This window comes from Streptomyces sp. GS7 (assembly GCF_009834125.1).
Taxonomy (GTDB): Bacteria; Actinomycetota; Actinomycetes; order Streptomycetales; family Streptomycetaceae; genus Streptomyces.
Window position 1 is genome coordinate 8,413,631 of sequence record NZ_CP047146.1, and the last position, 15,133, is coordinate 8,428,763.

The following is a 15,133-nucleotide window of genomic DNA, read 5'->3' on the forward strand; positions in this document are numbered from 1 at the left end:
GCACGGCGGCAGCCGGCCTGCCGTGCGCGGCTGACCGATCGGCGGCACCCCGGATCGCAGCGGATTCCCGCGGATCCGAACGGGCCGGGCACTCCCCACGTGTCCGGCCCGTTGTGCGGGTACGGTGGGCGCAGAGGTTCGGGCAGAAGGTCCGGCGGAAGTTCTAGCGGCCACTAGAGACCGAGTGACAGACCGAGATTGCTGGCGAACGGCCAACGGGCGGTGGATGGCGTGCTGATTTACGGGTTCCAGAGCATTCTGAGCTGGGTGCAGCTCGCCCTCGGCGTGTTCGCCGCGGTGATGCTCGTCGACGCGGCGGTGCGCCGCGAGGACGCCTATCGCGCGGCGAGCAAGCAGAACAAGGGCATGTGGCTGATCTTCCTGGGGCTCGCCACGGCGCTGCTGTTCCTGCTGCCGCTGATGTCGTTCCTGCCGATCATCGGCGTGATCGCGGTGATCGTCTACACCGTGGACGTCCGCCCCGCGCTGCGCGAGGTCACCGGCGGCGGGCGCGGACCGCGGCGCGGCGGCGGCTCCAGCTCGGACGGTCCCTACGGGCCGTACAACGGCCGCCGGTGAGCACACCCGAGCGCGGCGACTGACGACAGACCGGGCAGGTCCCCCCGAGGGACCTGCCCGGTTTCGTCGGTGCCGCGGTAGTGCGTCCGGCGCCCCGCCGGCCCGTGCCTAACGGCGGTCGAGCAGCAGCACGGCCACGTCGTCGGTGAGTTCCCCGCCGTTCAGATCGCGCACCTCGCGGACCGAGGCGTCCAGCAGTTCCTCGCCCTGGAGGCCGGCGGCCAGCTGGCGGGTGACGAGTTCGGCCATGCCCTCCTGGCCGAGGCGCTGGTTGCCCTCGCCGATGCGGCCCTCGATGAGACCGTCGGTGTACATCATCAGGCTCCAGGCGCTGCCCAGTTCGACCTGGCGGCGCGGCCAGCGGGCGTCGGGCAGCAGCCCCAGCGCCGGGCCGCCGAACTCGTACGGCAGCAGCTGCGGCTGCTCCCCGGCGCGGGCCAGCAGGGGCGCGGGGTGGCCCGCCAGGCACAGGCCGGCCCGACGGCCGTCCTCGGAGATGTCGACGGTGCACAGCGTCGCGAAGATCTCGTCGTCGGCACGCTCGTTCTCCAGCACCTTCTGGAGGGTGGCCAGCAGCTCGTCGCCGTACAGCCCGGCGAAGGTCAACGCCCGCCAGGCGATGCGGAGTTCCACGCCGAGCGCGGCCTCGTCGGGGCCGTGGCCGCAGACGTCGCCGATCATGGCGTGGACGGTGCCGTCCGGAGTGCGGACCGTGTCGTAGAAGTCGCCGCCCAAAAGGGCGCGGCTGCGCCCGGGGCGGTAGCAGGCGGCGAACCGCAGGTCGGAGCCGTCCAGCAGGGGTGTCGGCAGCAGGCCGCGCTCCAGGCGGGCGTTCTCCTGGGCGAGCATCCGGGACTCGGTGAGCTGGCGCTGGGCCAGATCGGCGCGTTTGCGTTCCACGGCGTAGCGCACCGCGCGGCTGAGCACCGCGCCGTCCAGCTCGTCGCGGAAGAGGTAGTCCTGGGCGCCGACGCGCACCGCGTCCGCGGCCCGCTCGGCGTCCGTCTCGCAGGTGAGGACGAGGACGGCGTGTGCGGGAGCCATCCGCAGCACGTCGTGGAGCGCGCCCAGCTCGTCGCCCCGGGCGGCGTCGGCGGCCCGCTCCTCGCCGTCGGCCGGGGTGAGGTCGAGCAGGATGCAGTGCACGTCGTCGGTGAGCAGCCGCTCGGCCTCGGTGAGGTTGCGGGCGGTGCGCAGCCGGACCTTGCGGCCGGCCCAGTCCCACATCTCCGGGACGTGGTTGTTCGGGTCCTCGCCTATGAGGAGCAGGGTCAGGCCCTGGGGTGTGGACACCTGGGGACGGGAGTCCGGGGTGGCCGATTCCTCGCGGGTGGACTCCCCGCCGGCGGCGCCCTTGGCCGAGGACCCGTCGGACGTGGCGGGGGTCACCACACCGGTCGCGGGGTCGGCGGCATGGTCGTCGGCCAGGTGGGCAGCAGCCTCTTCGGCCGAAAGTCGACGCTCGGTGGCCTGGTGCGGAAGCCGGGACTCCGGGAGGCCCTTGGGCAGCGGGGCGGAGCCGGTGGCCGCAGGAGACGCCGCCAGGGGCGTACCGACCGCCTCCGGCGTGCGCGCAGTCCCGAGGCAGCCCCCGTGCGCCGGTACGCCGACGGCCGCCGCGCGGGCGTTCTCCGCGCAGCCGTCGTCCACCGGTGCCGCCTGGTGCGGCAGCACGACCGACCGCCGGTGCGGTGCGGGTACGGGCATGGGTCTGCTTCCTTCCCTCCCCCCGAGGGGTGCGGTGGTGCGCCGACCGGCACATCACCACGTCCGGCTCGGCCGCGCTCGTTGGTCGAATGAGTGGGGTTCTGCCGGGCGTCGAATGGCGACCATAGCGCCAGTACGGCCCGGCATGGAATGGGCCAAGGCAATCCGCCAACGTCATATGCCGCGGCTCATAAGCGATTTCACCTGGGGCGGGTGGAAATCGGAATGACGAACATCACCCCGGACGACCGCATTCAGCTACGAGTCCACTACGGATGGGCACCTGTTCGCACCCCTCGGCCACTCCTCCGAAATTAAACAATCCGGCCCTTCGCACCGCCATTCGGCAAATACTGGCCGGCCGAAAATGTCCGGGATCACTCCACCCCGCTATTGACACCGCCGCCGGAATCCCCGTCGGGGCGTACGACACCGAGGATCGGCATCGAGCCGGCACCGGTGATCGTCACCTGCCGCCCGGGCCGCGGCGCGTGCACGATCGCGCCGTCGCCGAGATACATGCCGACATGGCTGGCGTCGGAAAAATAAATGATCAAGTCGCCGGGCCGCATTTCCCTGAGCGCCACCCTCGGGAGCTGCCGCCACTGCTCCTGCGAGGTCCGCGGAATCGTCCGGCCGGCGGCCTGCCAGGACCGCAGGGTCAGCCCGGAGCAGTCGAACGTGTCCGGACCCACCGCCCCCCAGACGTAATCCTTGCCGATCTGCGTGGTCGCGTACGAAATCGCCTTCTTGCCCTGATCGGATGCTTTGTTGGTGATCTCTTTCAGTACGCCGGAGTCGAGCCATTTCTGCTGGGCCAGCAGCGCCTGGTCGTCCTCCAGTTTCCGCAGCCGGTCCTTTTCCTTGGCGGCCAGCCGGGATTCCAGCGCTTTCGCCGCGTCGATCTTGCTATTGATCTCCTTGCGGGCCGCGTCCTTCTTCTTGCGGTTGGCCTCCAGCTGCTCCCACCGGTCGCTGGCGGACCGCGCATAGCCCTCCAAGTCGCTTTTCAGATGCGTGAGTTGGTTGATCACGCCCTTGGCCGCCTGCTGCCCCTTGCGGGCCAGGTCGGCATTGTCGAGAAAGGCTTCCGGGTCGGCGCTGAGGATCAGCTTCGCCTCGGTGGGGATCCCGCCGCCGCGGTACTGGGCACTGGCCAGCGCGCCGGCCTGGCGTTTGAGGGCGGCGAGTTTGCGCTGCGCGCCGTCGATGGTGCGGGCGAGGTCGACGATCTCCTTTTCCTGGAGCCGTACCTGTTCCTCCGCGGCGTCATAGGCGTCGGTGGCCTGCTCCGCCTTGCGGTAGAGGCCCTCGATCTCCTTGCGGACGTCCTCCAGGTGCCGGGCCTCGCCGGTCGGGTCCGGACTGCGCTGCGCCGCGGTCGCCGTGCCGCCGAGCAGCCCCGTCGCACAGAGGACGACCGTGGTGCAGACCGCCAGCCGGCCGCCTCTGACCGCCCGCGCGGCCTGCGTCGCCGTTACGCCCCGTACACCCCGTACGCCCCGATCCTCACCCACGCCCCGAACGCCCTGTCGTGCCCCCTGGCTCCCCACCAGTCACCTCCGGTCGTTCCGCACCGATTCGTGCGCGCTCCTTCGGCGCGGATGCTGCCATACCGACCGGTACTTCAACAGAGCGACGAGCCGTTTTGTACGGGATACGGAGTGCTTCTCGCCTCGCACCCAGCTGACGGCCGAGGTTCACCGTGCGTTCACTCTGCTCCATCGGCCGCTTCACCTGATCTACCTAATTTCGGCCGTACCGAGTGCGCGTCACGCCGGAAGGCAACGTGATGCCGCCCTATCCCGTCACCACCCGCACGCCGAGGAAACGGCGCGCACCAGGAAGGAACTCTCGACAGTGAAGCTTCAGCGCAAGAACCGGGTTCGCGCCCTCGCCGTTGGCGCTCTCGCCGTCTCCGGTGCCCTGGCCCTGACCGCGTGCGGCTCCGACAACACCAGCGGCTCCAGCGGCGGCAGCGGCAGCTCCGCCAAGGCGGCCAACATCAAGTGCGACGGCAAGGGCAAGCTCCTCGCGTCCGGCTCGACGGCGCAGAAGAACGCCATGGACGTCTGGGTGCAGAGCTACTCGGGCGCCTGCTCGGGCACCGAGATCAACTACCAGGGCACGGGCTCGGGTGCCGGTGTCACCACCTTCCTCCAGGGCCAGACCGCCTTCGCCGGCTCCGACTCGGCCCTCAAGCCGGACGAGATCGCCAAGTCGAAGGCCGTCTGCAAGGGCGGCCAGGCCATCGACCTGCCGATGGTCGGCGGCCCGATCGCGGTCGGCTACAACGTCCCCGGCGTCGACAGCCTCGTCCTGGACGCGCCGACCCTGGCGAAGATCTTCGACTCGCAGATCACCAACTGGAACGACCCCGCGATCAAGAAGCTGAACCCGGGCGCCAAGCTCCCGGACCTCAAGATCCAGGCGTTCCACCGCTCCGACGACTCGGGCACCACCGACAACTTCACCAAGTACCTCAAGGGCGCCGCCCCCGACGCCTGGAAGCACGAGCCGGGCAAGAAGTGGGAGGGCACCGGCGGCCAGGCGGCGTCCGGCTCGGCCGGCGTCTCCTCGCAGGTCAAGCAGACCAGCGGCGCGATCTCCTACTTCGAGCTGTCCTACGCGACGTCCGGCAAGATCCCGACGGTCAAGATCAACACCGGCGCCAAGGCCCCGGTCGAGGCCACCGTCGACAACGCCTCCAAGGCGATCGCCGAGGCCAAGCCGGCCGGGCAGGGCAACGACCTGGCGCTGAAGCTCAACTACGCCACCAAGGCCGAGGGCGCCTACCCGCTCACCCTCGTGACGTACGAGATCGCCTGCGACAAGGGCAACAAGGCCGACACCCTCGCCGCGACCAAGTCCTTCCTGACCTACGTCTCCAGCCAGGACGGCCAGAACGCCCTCAAGGCGCTCGGCTACGCCCCCATCCCCAACGAGACGATCGACAAGGTCCGCAAGACCGTCGCCTCGCTCTCCTGACATTCCGGGCGGCGGCCCCAGTTCCCGCCGTAGGGGGTGAGGGGCCCGCTCCAGGGCCCCTCACCCCCGTACGGACCGGAGCCCTCCGGTCCGTACGGCCACGGGGCCGCCGCCCGTCCGGTGCACCGCCGCGCCAGGAGCCCCCGCGGGCTCCGCAGACCGGAGAAACCATGGACTACTCAGCGCCCCCAATAACCAACACGCCTCCACCGGCGACCAGTTCGGTCTCCGGCAAGGCGGTCCGCCCCGGTGACCGGATCTTCCTCGGGCTCTCCCGCGGCTCCGGGATCGCCCTCCTGGTGATCATGGCCGCCATCGGGGCCTTCCTCACCTACCGCTCCGTGCTCGCCATATCCGGCGACAAGAGCAACTTCTTCACCACCCTCGACTGGAACGCCGCCGGCCTGGAGCCCAAGTTCGGCATCGCGGTGCTCGCCTTCGGCACCGTGGTCAGCTCGGTCGTCGCGATGCTCATCGCGGTCCCGGTCGCGGTCGGCATCGCCCTCTTCATCTCGCACTACGCGCCGCGCAAGCTGGCCTCGCCGCTCGGCTACGTCATCGACCTGCTCGCGGCCGTCCCCAGCATCGTCTACGGCCTGTGGGGCGCGCTCTTCCTCGTACCGCACCTCGGCGGCCTCTACAGCTGGCTGAACGACTACCTCGGCTGGACCGGGATCTTCAGCTACAGCAACGGGGCCGCCCGCTCGCTGTTCACCGTCGGCATCCTGCTCGCGATCATGATCCTGCCGATCGTGACCAGCGTCAGCCGCGAGGTCTTCCTCCAGGTCCCCAAGATGCACGAGGAGGCCGCGCTGGCCCTCGGCGCCACCCGCTGGGAAGTCATCCGGATGTCGGTGCTCCCCTTCGGCCGCTCCGGCGTCATCAGCGCCTCGATGCTGGGCCTGGGCCGGGCGCTGGGCGAGACGATGGCCGTCGCCACGGTCCTCTCCCCGAGCTTCCTGATCAACGCCAGCCTGCTGGACCCGGGCGGCGGCACCTTCGCCCAGAACATCGCCAGCAAGTTCAGCGAGGCCGACACCTTCGGGCAGAACGCGCTGATCGCCTCCGGCCTCGTTCTCTTCGTGATCACGCTGCTCGTCAACGGCGCGGCACGCCTGATCATCGCCCGCCGCAAGGAGTACTCGGGGGCCGCAGCATGACTGTCACCACCAGCCACCGTCGCCGCCGGGTCGCCGAACCCCGCAGCACCCTCTCCCTCAAGCAGGCCCGGCTCCCCCGCTGGACCCCGCCGGTCCTCGCGCTGGTCGCGGTCGGCGCCGGCTGCGGCATCGGACTGGGCGCCGGCCTGGACAGCACCGTCCAGTGGGGCCTGATCGCCGCACTGGTCTTCATCCTCGGGACGTACGTGCTGACCGCCGCCGTCGAGGGCGCCCGCCAGGCAAAGGACCGGCTGGCCACCAGCATGGTCTGGATCGCCTTCCTGCTCGCCGTCGTGCCGCTCGCCTCCCTCCTGTGGGAGACGGTCGCCCGCGGCAGCAAGGTCCTCAACGGCTACTTCCTGTCCCACTCGATGGGCACCCTCCCGGACGCGATGCCCGGCGGCGGTATCTACCACGCGATCATCGGCACCCTGGAGCAGGTCGGGCTGGCGACCCTGATCGCCGCGCCGATCGGTCTGCTGACGGCGATCTACCTGGTCGAGTACGGCCGCGGCAGACTCGCCCGGGTCGTCACCTTCTTCGTGGACGTGATGACCGGCATCCCCTCCATCGTGGCGGGACTCTTCATCCTCTCCGTGTGGATCCTGATCCTCGGCTTCGGCCCGTCCGGCTTCGCCGGCTCGATGGCCCTGGCGATCCTGATGATGCCGGTCGTGGTCCGCTCCACCGAGGAGATGCTCAAGCTCGTCCCGAACGAGCTGCGCGAAGCGTCCCTCGCCCTCGGCGTCCCCAAGTGGCGCACGATCCTGAAGGTCGTCCTCCCCACCTCGATCGGCGGCATCACCACCGGTGTCATGCTCGCCATCGCCCGGATCACCGGTGAGACCGCCCCGGTGCTGCTCCTGGTGTGGGGCGCGAAGACGATCAACAACAACCCCTTCGAAGGCGCCCAGCAGTCGCTGCCGCTCTACGTGTTCCAGCAGTGGCAGCAGGGCTCCGACGCCTCGTACGACCGCGCCTGGTCCGCGGCGCTCGTGCTCATCGCCTTCGTCATGATCCTCAACCTGGTGGCCCGCGGCATCGCCCGCTGGAAAGCCCCGAAGCACTGACCCGCGGCGCCCCGCCTGAGAAAGAAGCAGTGATCTACATGGCCAAGCGAATCGACGTCAGCGGCCTGAACGCGTACTACGGCACCCACAAGGCCATCGACGACATCTCCATGACCATCGAGCCGCGCTCGGTGACCGCCTTCATCGGCCCCTCCGGCTGCGGCAAGTCGACCTTCCTGCGCACCCTGAACCGGATGCACGAGGTCACCCCCGGCGGCCGGGTCGAGGGCAAGGTGATGCTGGACGACGAGAACCTCTACGGCTCCGGCGTCGACCCGGTCGCGGTCCGCCGCACCGTCGGCATGGTCTTCCAGCGCCCCAACCCGTTCCCGACGATGTCGATCTTCGACAACGTCGCGGCCGGGCTGCGGCTGAACGGCTCGTACAAGAAGAGCCGGCTCAAGGACATCGTCGAGAAGTCCCTCATCGGCGCCAACCTGTGGAACGAGGTCAAGGACCGTCTCCACAAGCCCGGCTCCGGCCTCTCCGGCGGCCAGCAGCAGCGGCTGTGCATCGCCCGCGCCATCGCGGTCGAGCCGCAGGTGCTGCTGATGGACGAGCCCTGCTCGGCGCTCGACCCGATCTCCACCCTCGCCATCGAGGACCTGATCGGCGAGCTGAAGGAGCGCTTCACGATCGTCATCGTGACGCACAACATGCAGCAGGCCGCGCGGGTCTCGGACCGCACCGCGTTCTTCAACCTGGCGGCCGTCGGCAAGCCCGGCAAGCTGATCGAGATCGACGAGACCGAGCGGATCTTCTCCAACCCCTCGGTCCAGGCCACGGAGGACTACATCTCCGGCCGCTTCGGCTAGGGCGCACCGCCGGGCCCGGCCGCCAGGTCCCGCCCGGCCCCCTCCGCGTCCTGCGGTGCTGCATGGCGGTGCCACCGCATGACGAAGGGCCCGCCCCTCCTTCCCGGGGGGCGGGCCCTTTCCTCTTGCCCTTCTTGCCGCGGCCGTCTGCTCGCCGCGGCCGGCGGCCTGCGGTGACGTCGCGTCAGCCGAAGGCCAGCCGGATCAGCCAGTACGCCAGCCCGGCGACCAGCGCCGCCGCCGGCATGGTGATGAACCAGCCCATCACGATGTTCTTGGCCACGCCCCAGCGCACCGCGCGCGGGCCCTTGGTCGAGCCGACGCCCATGATCGAGGCGGTGATGACGTGCGTGGTGGAGATCGGCGCGTGGAACATGAACGACGCGACGTACATCACCGAGGCGGACGTGGTCTCCGCGGCGAAGCCCTGCGGCGGGTCCAGCTCGATGATCCGCCGGCCCAGCGTCCGCATGATCCGCCAGCCGCCCGCGTACGTACCGAGCGACATGGTGATCGCGCAGGCCAGCTTGACCCACAGCGGAATGGCGTCGTTCGGCTTCTCGATGTCGGCGATGACCAGGGCCATCACCACGACGCCCATGGTCTTCTGCGCGTCCTGGAGGCCGTGGCCGAGGGCCATGCCCGCCGCCGAGACGGTCTGCGCTATGCGGAAACCGCGCTTGGCCTTGTGCGGATTGGCCTTACGGAACAGCCACAGGATCAGCACCATCACGAGGTAGCCGAGGATCAGCCCTATCACCGGCGAGATGAACATCGGCAGGACGACCTTCGAGATCACCCCGGACCAGATCACCGTCGTGCCGCCGGCGAGCGCCGCACCGACCATGCCGCCGAACAGCGCGTGCGAGGACGACGACGGCAGCCCGAAGTACCAGGTGACGAGGTTCCAGACGACCGCGCCGAGCAGCGCGGCGAAGAGGATGCCCATCCCCTTGCTGCCGTGGGGGGACTCGATCAGCCCTTCGCTGACCGTCTTGGCGACGCCGCTGCCCAGGAAGGCACCGGCGAGGTTCATCACGGCCGCCATCGCCAGCGCGGCCCGCGGGGTCAGCGCCCTCGTCGACACCGAGGTCGCGATGGCGTTCGCGGAGTCGTGGAAGCCGTTGGTGTAGGTGAAACCGAGCGCGACCGCAATGGTCACGACGAGCGCGAAGGTGTCCATGGCCGGGGCTCAGGACTCCTTGACCGCGATGGTCTCGACCGTGTTGGCGACGTGCTCGAACGCGTCCGCCGCCTCCTCCAGGATGTCCACGATCTGCTTGAGCTTGAGCACCTCGATGGCGTCGTACTTGCCGTTGAAGAGGTGGGCCAGCAGCTTGCGGTGGATCTGGTCGGCCTGGTTCTCCAGGCGGTTGACCTCGATCCAGTACTCGGTGAGGTTCGACATCGTGCGCAGGTTCGGCATCGCCTCGGCGGTCAGCTCGGCCGCCCGCGCCAGCACCTCGATCTGCTGCTCGATGCCCTTCGGCAGTTCCTCGACCTTGTAGAGGACGACCAGGTCGACCGCCTCTTCCATGAAGTCCATGATGTCGTCGAGGGACGAGGCGAGGTTGTAGATGTCCTCGCGGTCGAACGGCGTGATGAACGAGGAGTTCAGCTGGTGGAAGATCGCGTGCGTCGCGTCGTCTCCCGCGTGCTCAGCCGCCCGCATCCGCTCGGAGATCTCTGCCCGTGCGGAGGCGTCCGCCCCGAGCAGTTCCATCAGGAGCTTGGAGCCCGTGACGATGTTGTCCGCGGATGCGGCGAACATGTCGTAGAAGCTCGTCTCCCTGGGGGTCAGACGAAAGCGCACGTGAAATCCTCGGGGTGCATCGGATTCGGTCGAGTTGATGCTAGGCGCATCATCCAGCCACAGCTAACCGGCATTCCTTCAGTGTCGCCCATCGGGCAGCATGCTCTGCACGGGGTACCTCGGGTGCCCGCAAACTTCGCTACGATATACCCACCAGGGGTATACGGATCGCCTCAATACCACGGGAGATGGCCATGACGACGACGGACGCCGACACCAACGGCAGCACCGCAGCCGCCGCGGCCTGCCACGGCCCCGACCCCGAATCCGCCCCCCTCGACGGCCCCGGCGCTGTGACCGACGACGCTGCACAGACCTCCCCGCACGCCCCGCACGGCTACGCCAAGCAAAAGGACGCGCACATCAAGCGACTGCGCCGTATCGAGGGCCAGATCCGCGGGCTCCAGCGCATGCTCGAAGAGGACGTCTACTGCATCGACATCCTCACCCAGGTCTCGGCGAGCACGAAGGGCCTGCAGTCCTTCGGCCTCCAGCTGCTGGAGGAGCACCTCCGGCACTGCGTCGCCGCCGCGGTCATCGAGAGCTCCGCTCCGGGCGCCGTGAAGGGCCCCGAGGCCATCGACGCCAAGGTCCGGGAGGCGACCAGGGCCATCGAGCGGATGCTGCGCACCTGACGTCCGGCGACCGGTCCGGTCACGTCGGATCGAGTCAGGCCGGGTCAGGAGGTCTCGGCCGCCTCGCGGTCGACCCCGTCCACGTGCAGCACCTCGTCGATCCGGTCCGCACTGAGCCGGTCCTCGTTCGCCGCGGCCGCCGCGATCATCAACTCACCGGTGAGGTCGATCTCGGCGAGGGCCACATGGTCCTGAACCGTCGGATGGCGATGGGCGGGCACGTCCAACACCTCCTCTTTCGAGCGCCTTCCCACGCCTGTGGTGGTTACCCGCCAGCGTAGGGACGGCCGCACGCCCCGCACATGGCACGGAAGGACCATTTCCGCCACCAGGCAGAGACCTCCGGCGCCTGCCACGGGCATACCCACGGCCCCGAAAGCGGCGGCCGCCCCTAGGGCTTCGCCTCCGCGATCTTCCCGGAGTAGATGTCCCGCCGGTCCGGCAGCCGCACCGCCGACTTCGCACCGAATCCGTACAACTCGGTCGTGGCGGTCACCAACGCCCCCTGCGGCGAGCCGTTGGCGAACCGGAACCGCTCCCGCACCCTGCGCAGCCGCCCGGCCTCGTCCAGATACGCGTCGAACGGCACCACACCCGTGGTGAACCCTTTTTCCGCCGCGACCAGCGCCGGCCTGGTCCGCGCCGACGCCGCGCCCGCCGCCGCGGTCAGGTCGGTCGTCCCGCGGTAGTGCCGCACCTCGACCCCGCCGAGCCGCTCCGGGCCCTGGTAGGTCACCTTCCGCGCCCCGCGCAGCAGTTCGGCGGCGGCCAGCGGATCGGTCGCCCCGCCGGTGACCAGGTTCCCGTCGGCCAGCGAGGCGGTGTCCACCCGCACCCACTTGTCGGCCGGCACCCCCGCACCGCGGTTCTTCATGAACAGCGCACCGGGCGCCAGGATTTCCGTGATCGGCTGATGGCCGCCGCTCGGCTTGCCCTTCAGATCCGGCAGCACCACCCGCAGCTGCCCGCTACCGGCCGCGAAGTCATAGCTCCCGGCGCCCCGGATGGCCACCCGGGTCCCGCCGCTGACCGTCTCCATCTCCGTCCGGACCTTGGCGGAGCCGGCCCTGGCGAGGGTGTCGGGGCTGTGCCGCACCACCTCGGCGGCTGCCGCCCGGGGCGGCGCCGCCTGGTCGTCCGCGGCGGCGCCGCTCGGTGAGCAGCCCGTCGCCAGCAGTCCCGCCATCAGTCCCGTCCCGCACACCACGGCCGTGGCCACCGCACCGCCGCCGCGCCTGTCCTGCACCACCATGCGTACGAGCCCCCTCGGCCGCTGTGTCCGGGACCGCCTGGGCCGGCCGGTCCGCTCGGGACGGTCGGACGTTCCGCCGCCCGCTCGACTGACGGTGCGTCGACCGATCCTTTCAACGACTGTTCCGGGGGCTCGTCACGCAACGGCACCTGGGGCGCGTAGCGTGGCGGGGTGCCCGACCGCCCCCCGCACCGCCTCGTCACCGTCGAACGCGGATCCTTCTGCCTGGCCCGCTGCGACTGCGGCTGGACCGGCATGGCCCGCCGCGCCCGCTCCCAGGCGCGTACGGATGCCGAGCGCCATCTCGCCGAGGCCGGGGGCGGCCCGGAGCCGGCCGCCGGCCGCCCCGTGGAATGAGCCCGTCCGTTCCGGGAACCCGTTACCCCCCGCGCCGCATCTGAGGAGTGGGGGACACAAGAGCACCGCGCGGTAACGGATTTCACTCACGACACCGGACGGCGGGGTGCCCCGGCGGATTGCGGCCACAGGGGAAACGCGGCCCCGCCGGGTGCGGTGTCCCGGCACACGCCCCACGACCACGGCCGGCCCGCCGGCCGGCAGGGGCCGGACCGTACGACAATCAAGGGGGATTCATCCCAGTGAAGCGGCGCACACTCCTCACGGCCGGCGGCCTGACGGCCACCTCCCTCGCCCTGGCCACCGGCTGCGACGGCCCGTCCGGCGGGGCCGACGCCGCCTCCGGCACCACCGCAGGCACCATGAACACCGCGGCCTCCGCCAAGACCCCCGCCACCCAGGCATCCTGGAGCGCGCTGGGCAAAAGCCTCGACGGCCGGCTGATACGCGGCTCGGACGCGGCGTACGCCACCGCCCGGCGCCTCTACAACACCCGCTACGACGGCCTCAAGCCGTCCGCCATCGCCTATGTGAAGCACCCCGGCGACATCGCCGAATGCCTCTCCTTCGCCCGCCGCTACAACGCCCCGATAGCCATACGCAGCGGCGGCCACTCCTACGCGGGCTACTCCAGCGGCAACGGCAAGCTCATCATCGACGTCTCCTCGCTCGCCAAGGTCGGCGCGCCCTCCGGCGGCGTCACCCGGATCGGCGCCGGCGCCAAGCTCATCGACGTCTACGAGGGCCTGGCCGCGCACGGGGTGACGGTCCCCGGCGGCTCCTGCCCCACCGTCGGCATATCCGGCCTCACCCTCGGCGGCGGCCACGGCGTGGTCTCCCGGGCGTACGGCCTGACCTGCGACAGCCTGGTCGGCGCCACCGTCGTGACGGCCGACGGGAAGACCGTCGACTGCGACAAGGACCACCACTCCGACCTCTTCTGGGCACTGCGCGGCGCCGGCAACGGCAACTTCGGCGTGGTCACCGAACTCCGCTTCCGTACGCACCCGGCGCCCCGCGCGGTGATGGGGTACATGACCTGGCCGTGGGCCAAGGCCGCGGCGGTGCTGGGCTCCTGGCAGAAGTGGGGCCCGGCGCAGGCCGACGAGATATGGTCCACCGCCCACTTCGACGCCCGCCCCGGCGGCACCCCGGCCGTCTCCGTCGCGGCCTTCTCCCTCGGCAGCCACGACGACCTCCAGAACGCCGTCGACAAGCTCGCCGACCAGCCCGGCGGCCCCGGCCCGGCCACCAGCGTGCACCTCACCCCGATCGGCTACCTCGACGCGATGGAGGCGTACGCGGGCTGCTCCTCCAAGTCGAACGCGCAGTGCCACATGCCGGGTTCGCTGCCCGGCCACACCGGGGACGGCCGGCTGGGCCGGGAGACCTACGCCGCCCGCTCGCACTTCTTCGACCGCTCGCTGTCCGCGGACGGCATCCACACCCTGCTGGCCCAGATAGAGAGCGGCGGGCGCAAGGGCGTCACCGGCAATGTCGCGCTGACCGCGCTGGGCGGGGCGGTCAACCGCGTGGGCGCCTCGGAGACCGCCTTCGTCCACCGCGGATCGCGGTTCCTGGCCCAGTACTTGACGTCCTGGCCGGCCGACGGCACCCCCGGCGCGCGGACCGCCTGGCTGGATGCCTTCCATGGCGCGATGCAGCGCCACTCCTCCGGCGCCGCGTACCAGAACTACACCGACCCCGGCCTGTCCGACTGGAAGGCCGCCTACTACGGCAACGCCGCCACCCGCCTCGCCCAGGTCAAGCAGACCTACGACCCGCAGCGGCTGTTCAGCACCTTCGCCCAGGCGCTCTGAGGATCCCGCGGGGTCCCGCGCACACGGATGCCCCGGCTCCTCCAGGAGGGGCCGGGCCATCCGCGCCCGCCAGGTCTTCGCCGCGCCGTCCGCCGAACTGAACGGCCGTCAGGCCGCCAGGTCCTTGTCCCGCTCGTCGTGCCGCCGCACCGCCGGCTCCGTGGCCACCACCGGGCCGCTCTCACCGCCGCGGCCGGCCGGTGCCGCCTCCGCCGCCGGTACGCCCGGGGCCCGCACCAGCCAGGCCAGCCGCGACCGGCCGGCCGCGCTCGCCAGCGGCACCAGCAGCGCCTGCGCGAGCGGCGCCAGCAGCAGCGCGACGGCCGTGCCGAGGGCGAAGCCGCCGATGACGTCGGTCGGGTAGTGGACGCCCAGGTAGACCCGGCTGAAGCCCTCCAGCAGCGCCAACCCGATACCGATCAGGCCGTACTTGCGGTGCGCGACGAACAGGCCGACACCGACCGCCATCGTGAGCGTCGCATGGTCGCTGACGAACGAGAAGTCGGTCTTGCCGGGGATCAGCACGTCGAGTCCGGCATGCTCCTTGAACGGCCGCGGGCGCCCGACGAAGCCCCGGATCGGGATGTTGGCCAGCAGCGCCAGTCCGGCGGCGAGCGGCGCCCACAGCAGCCCGGCGATGGCGGCCGGCCCGTCCGGCCTGCGCCGGGCGGCCCACCAGGCGATCAGACACAGCACTCCGAGGGCGGCGACGATGCCGTACTCGCCGAGAAACTCCATCGCGCGGTTGACCCAGTGCGGGGCAGCCTTCGCGAGGCCGTTGATGCCGTCGAGCACGTCGACGTCAGGGTTCGGCCCCTCCAGTGCGAGTCCAGCCATCTGACGTGGCCCCTTATCTTTCGCGCGCGCGAGCGCCGTGGTGTGCTGCCAACCCCCGTTGCCCCGTCGTGTGGTCGTCGAGCGTGTGCGGCCTACGAGC

15 protein-coding genes are annotated in these 15,133 nt (G+C 70.6%); 8 read left to right on the forward strand and 7 right to left on the reverse strand.

Annotated elements, in window-relative coordinates:
- The first annotated feature begins 231 nt into the window (after positions 1-231).
- Positions 232-579 carry a DUF2516 family protein gene (locus tag GR130_RS36560; RefSeq protein ID WP_201305101.1) on the forward strand — a complete coding sequence of 116 codons (348 nt, stop codon included), beginning with the start codon at positions 232-234 and terminating at the stop codon, positions 577-579.
- Between the two features lie 108 nt (positions 580-687).
- Here GR130_RS36560 and GR130_RS36565 read toward each other — a convergent pair whose 3' ends face one another.
- Positions 688-2,286, reverse strand: coding sequence for a PP2C family protein-serine/threonine phosphatase (locus GR130_RS36565; RefSeq protein WP_159508669.1), 1,599 nt, complete (start codon positions 2,284-2,286; stop codon positions 688-690).
- A gap of 377 nt (positions 2,287-2,663) precedes the next feature.
- Positions 2,664-3,803: an NlpC/P60 family protein gene (locus GR130_RS36570; protein WP_443043735.1), complete on the reverse strand. Its 1,140-nt coding sequence runs from the start codon at positions 3,801-3,803 to the stop codon at positions 2,664-2,666.
- A gap of 343 nt (positions 3,804-4,146) precedes the next feature.
- Between GR130_RS36570 and pstS the strand changes: the two genes are divergently transcribed.
- The 4 genes from pstS (at position 4,147) to pstB (ending at position 8,319) form a co-directional block, all read left to right on the forward strand.
- A complete protein-coding gene (gene pstS, locus GR130_RS36575) occupies positions 4,147-5,274 on the forward strand; it encodes a phosphate ABC transporter substrate-binding protein PstS (protein WP_159508671.1) in 1,128 nt (375 codons plus the stop codon).
- A gap of 170 nt (positions 5,275-5,444) precedes the next feature.
- Positions 5,445-6,434: a phosphate ABC transporter permease subunit PstC gene (pstC, locus tag GR130_RS36580; protein ID WP_159508672.1), complete on the forward strand. Its 990-nt coding sequence runs from the start codon at positions 5,445-5,447 to the stop codon at positions 6,432-6,434.
- Positions 6,431-7,504 (forward strand): phosphate ABC transporter permease PstA, encoded by a 1,074-nt coding sequence (gene pstA, locus GR130_RS36585; RefSeq protein WP_159508673.1) that lies wholly within the window; start codon positions 6,431-6,433, stop codon positions 7,502-7,504. Before pstC ends, pstA begins: the two co-directional genes overlap by 4 nt.
- A gap of 38 nt (positions 7,505-7,542) precedes the next feature.
- Positions 7,543-8,319, forward strand: a complete 777-nt coding sequence (pstB, locus tag GR130_RS36590; protein WP_159508674.1) for a phosphate ABC transporter ATP-binding protein PstB — start codon at positions 7,543-7,545, stop codon at positions 8,317-8,319.
- 184 nt (positions 8,320-8,503) lie between these two features.
- Here pstB and GR130_RS36595 read toward each other — a convergent pair whose 3' ends face one another.
- Entirely contained in the window at positions 8,504-9,502 is a 999-nt protein-coding gene (locus GR130_RS36595) for an inorganic phosphate transporter (protein ID WP_159508675.1), read from the reverse strand.
- A gap of 9 nt (positions 9,503-9,511) precedes the next feature.
- On the reverse strand, positions 9,512-10,132 hold the full coding sequence (locus GR130_RS36600) for a DUF47 domain-containing protein (protein WP_159508676.1): 621 nt from the start codon (positions 10,130-10,132) through the stop codon (positions 9,512-9,514).
- Between the two features lie 194 nt (positions 10,133-10,326).
- Here GR130_RS36600 and GR130_RS36605 point away from each other — a divergent pair, with 194 nt between their 5' ends.
- Positions 10,327-10,767 (forward strand): metal-sensitive transcriptional regulator, encoded by a 441-nt coding sequence (locus tag GR130_RS36605; protein WP_159508677.1) that lies wholly within the window; start codon positions 10,327-10,329, stop codon positions 10,765-10,767.
- Positions 10,768-10,811: 44 nt separating this feature from the next.
- Here GR130_RS36605 and GR130_RS36610 read toward each other — a convergent pair whose 3' ends face one another.
- A complete protein-coding gene (locus tag GR130_RS36610) occupies positions 10,812-10,997 on the reverse strand; it encodes a hypothetical protein (protein WP_201305102.1) in 186 nt (61 codons plus the stop codon).
- A 161-nt stretch (positions 10,998-11,158) separates the two neighbouring features.
- Entirely contained in the window at positions 11,159-12,019 is an 861-nt protein-coding gene (locus GR130_RS36615) for a hypothetical protein (protein WP_159508678.1), read from the reverse strand.
- Positions 12,020-12,190: 171 nt separating this feature from the next.
- Between GR130_RS36615 and GR130_RS36620 the strand changes: the two genes are divergently transcribed.
- Together GR130_RS36620 and GR130_RS36625 are read left to right on the forward strand one after the other, a co-directional pair.
- Positions 12,191-12,376 (forward strand): hypothetical protein, encoded by a 186-nt coding sequence (locus GR130_RS36620; protein WP_159508679.1) that lies wholly within the window; start codon positions 12,191-12,193, stop codon positions 12,374-12,376.
- Between the two features lie 242 nt (positions 12,377-12,618).
- Positions 12,619-14,196, forward strand: coding sequence for an FAD-binding oxidoreductase (locus GR130_RS36625; protein WP_159508680.1), 1,578 nt, complete (start codon positions 12,619-12,621; stop codon positions 14,194-14,196).
- A gap of 108 nt (positions 14,197-14,304) precedes the next feature.
- Here the strand turns inward: GR130_RS36625 and GR130_RS36630 are convergent, their stop codons facing one another.
- Positions 14,305-15,033: a phosphatase PAP2 family protein gene (locus GR130_RS36630; RefSeq protein WP_159508681.1), complete on the reverse strand. Its 729-nt coding sequence runs from the start codon at positions 15,031-15,033 to the stop codon at positions 14,305-14,307.
- Between the last annotated feature and the right edge of the window lie 100 nt (positions 15,034-15,133).

What these genes read in the sequence shown, in the direction of transcription:
- GR130_RS36615 (WP_159508678.1), bottom strand. Translation starts at nt 12,019, where the DNA reads ATGGTGGTGCAGGACAGGCGCGGCGGCGGTGCGGTGGCCACGGCCGTG.
- pstB (WP_159508674.1), top strand. Translation starts at nt 7,543, where the DNA reads ATGGCCAAGCGAATCGACGTCAGCGGCCTGAACGCGTACTACGGCACC.
- GR130_RS36565 (WP_159508669.1), bottom strand. Translation starts at nt 2,286, where the DNA reads ATGCCCGTACCCGCACCGCACCGGCGGTCGGTCGTGCTGCCGCACCAG.
- GR130_RS36630 (WP_159508681.1), bottom strand. Translation starts at nt 15,033, where the DNA reads ATGGCTGGACTCGCACTGGAGGGGCCGAACCCTGACGTCGACGTGCTC.
- GR130_RS36605 (WP_159508677.1), top strand. Translation starts at nt 10,327, where the DNA reads ATGACGACGACGGACGCCGACACCAACGGCAGCACCGCAGCCGCCGCG.
- GR130_RS36595 (WP_159508675.1), bottom strand. Translation starts at nt 9,502, where the DNA reads ATGGACACCTTCGCGCTCGTCGTGACCATTGCGGTCGCGCTCGGTTTC.
- pstC (WP_159508672.1), top strand. Translation starts at nt 5,445, where the DNA reads ATGGACTACTCAGCGCCCCCAATAACCAACACGCCTCCACCGGCGACC.
- pstA (WP_159508673.1), top strand. Translation starts at nt 6,431, where the DNA reads ATGACTGTCACCACCAGCCACCGTCGCCGCCGGGTCGCCGAACCCCGC.